Consider the following 2450-nt stretch of genomic DNA (forward strand, 5'->3'; position numbering starts at 1 on the left):
TTAGCAGTTAGCAGTTAGCAGTTAGCAGTTAGCAGTTAGCAGTTAGCAGTTAGCAGTTAGCAGTTAGCAGTTAGCAGTTAGCAGTTAGGAGTTAGGAGTTAAGAGCTATTAACAATTCCTCACTTATAACTCCTAACTCATCACTCCCATCTTCTAACTATTCGTTGGAACTTGGGGGAGCAACTGGGGTAGTTGATTGTTGTTTACGTTGCTCGCGTTTTTTGCGATCGGCTGAGAGCATATCTGCCATTACTATCAGTGCTTGCGCCATTTTGTCTAGGTTAGAACGATATAACTCCAAATCCTTGTTGAGTTTGTCATCGGATAGGTGCAGACCGGCTGCGATCGCTTTTAGCGCCTCAGTGAGTTGCTTTTCGTCTTTAACCAACTCGGGATCGGACTGTTCTAATAACGAAAATACACCAATTGCAAACAAACGGTTGTATTTAAAGTTAGGATTGTTGGCGATCGCTTGCAATTGTGCTTGCAAGTCAGTATCTCTATCTAAGTAAGTAGTTTGGGCCAGCCACCCAATTAAATCTTTAACTGCCAAACCTTTAGCTACAGCTTGCAGTCTTTGGGCATCCTGCCGATATTGTTGCGGATCTTTTTCTATAGCCTGACATAAGGCGTTAAAAATTGATTCTTGATCCCGTTCTGGTTGATAGCCTTCCATGAAACGGTCAAAAGTAGTGACGACACCCAAGGCATAAATTGGATTGTAGCTAAAATCGATATTTACTGACAGCAGATGCATTTCCACCATCAATTCTTCTACTACCCGACGATAAATAGTGTTAATCGGACGAGTGTGAAGATTGTAGAAAGTTCGCTTTGTATCAGAGACTGTACGGACGTTATTCACAAAGAAAAAGAGAATGTTAAGGGCGACGTATCTTTATTTTGTCGCTTAAAGGCTACTTTGCCAAGTTGAGCTTTTAGCAAGTGACGGTTTCATTTACAATATAGACACATCAGAAGTATTTTTTAAGCTAGTAGCCACAGGAGATAAGACCTTTTCTCCTAAAAAACTAGCCAAAAATTATTATCCTTAATGATTTATTTATTGCATTTATGAATTTCTCGCCACAGTTAATTGCTTTAGGTGAGTACCTAACTGGTGAATTTGATAATCGGGAACAAGCCATAGCAGAACCAGTTTGGTATGTCCACCTGTGCCTGTGGCAAAGACCAGTTAATCTGTTCACAGAAGATAGCATCACCTTGTTTGCCGAACAGGCTAACGTTATTACCCTAGATCAACCTTATCGCCAGCGAATTATCCGGTTGCGTCAGTTGAGCGACTCTGACACAACCGTGGAAGCACAATATTATATGCCTCAAGATCCAGGTGCATTAAGAGGCGCAGGTGATAACCCTGCTCTACTAAACACACTGACACTAGAACAATTAGATTTACTACCAGGTTGTATCCTAACAGTTACTCAAGAAAAACTAGCTGGCGATTGCTACAAGTTTACCGCTACCCCACCACCAGAGACACGTTGCAGCTTTACTTATCTTGGCAATAGCATCTATGTTTCCTTGGGTTTTGCAGCGACAGCGACAGAATTTCACAGCTACGACAAAGGAATTGATCCAGCAACCGGAAAAGCAACTTGGGGAGCGATTATGGGGCCTTATCGCTACACCAAGCGAAATCAGTATTAAATAAGATAAAGTTATGAGTTATGAGTTATGAGTTATGAATTAACTCCTAACTCCTAACTCCTAACTCCTAACTCCCAACTCCCAACTCTTTTTTAGCTCGCAATGCTACGAGGTACACCTTCTAAAGCGTCCTCTTCTGTTTCAAAAATTTCAAAAACAGTATCCATCATCGTCACTTCAAACACGAGTTTGGCTTCTGGATGTACATTGCAGATGCGGAAACTGCCCTTGACTTTATCAGCATCACGCATTCCAGCTACCAAAGACGTAAGACCCGAACTATCAATAAAATTTACCTGAGCCAGATTTACAACTACATGGCGACTGAGTTTGGAAATACACTCCTGTAACTTCAGCCGAAATTGCCAAGCAGTGGTAATGTCCAGACGGCCTGCTGGTGTCAGGATAATAACGGTGTTTCCGTCTTGGGTTGTATAAGTTTTTTGGTCTATATGAATCACTAAAGTCCTCCCCGTGACATTTCTCTTAAGATTAACTAGTCGCAGAATTTTCTAATGCTGTCACTTGAGATTAACAAGCTATAGCTAAAATTGTCACCTTTTTCTGCTAAGTGCTTAACTCTAGTAGTTTAACTCAGGAAAATAGTGGAGAGTGGGGATTGGGGAGATGAGGGAGATGAGGGAGATGAGGGAGATGAGGGAAGATCGGGATAATTATCCTAACTCCCTATTCCCTATTCCCTATTCCCTATTCCCTATTCCCTATTCCCTATTCCCTATTCCCTATTCCCTATTCCCTATTCCCTATTCCCTATTCCC

Annotated in this window: 3 protein-coding genes; 1 reads left to right on the forward strand and 2 read right to left on the reverse strand. The window is 41.6% G+C overall.

The window, feature by feature from the left end; all coding sequences use genetic code 11:
- Positions 1-157: 157 nt before the first annotated feature.
- Entirely contained in the window at positions 158-865 is a 708-nt protein-coding gene (gene psb29, locus V7K67_RS02310; RefSeq protein ID WP_334708732.1) for a photosystem II biogenesis protein Psp29, read from the reverse strand.
- A gap of 209 nt (positions 866-1074) precedes the next feature.
- On the opposite strand from psb29, the gene V7K67_RS02315 reads away from it, so the two are divergent.
- Positions 1075-1671 carry a chromophore lyase CpcT/CpeT gene (locus tag V7K67_RS02315; RefSeq protein WP_334733307.1) on the forward strand — a complete coding sequence of 199 codons (597 nt, stop codon included), beginning with the start codon at positions 1075-1077 and terminating at the stop codon, positions 1669-1671.
- A gap of 92 nt (positions 1672-1763) precedes the next feature.
- Here the strand turns inward: V7K67_RS02315 and V7K67_RS02320 are convergent, their stop codons facing one another.
- On the reverse strand, positions 1764-2132 hold the full coding sequence (locus V7K67_RS02320) for an STAS domain-containing protein (protein WP_334708734.1): 369 nt from the start codon (positions 2130-2132) through the stop codon (positions 1764-1766).
- Between the last annotated feature and the right edge of the window lie 318 nt (positions 2133-2450).

The sequence above is a fragment of the Nostoc sp. genome, from assembly GCF_036917155.1.
Taxonomy (GTDB): Bacteria; Cyanobacteriota; Cyanobacteriia; order Cyanobacteriales; family Nostocaceae; genus Nostoc.

Coding starts and splice junctions, on each gene's coding strand:
- V7K67_RS02315 (WP_334733307.1), top strand. CDS start 1,075: ATGAATTTCTCGCCACAGTTAATTGCTTTAGGTGAGTACCTAACTGGT.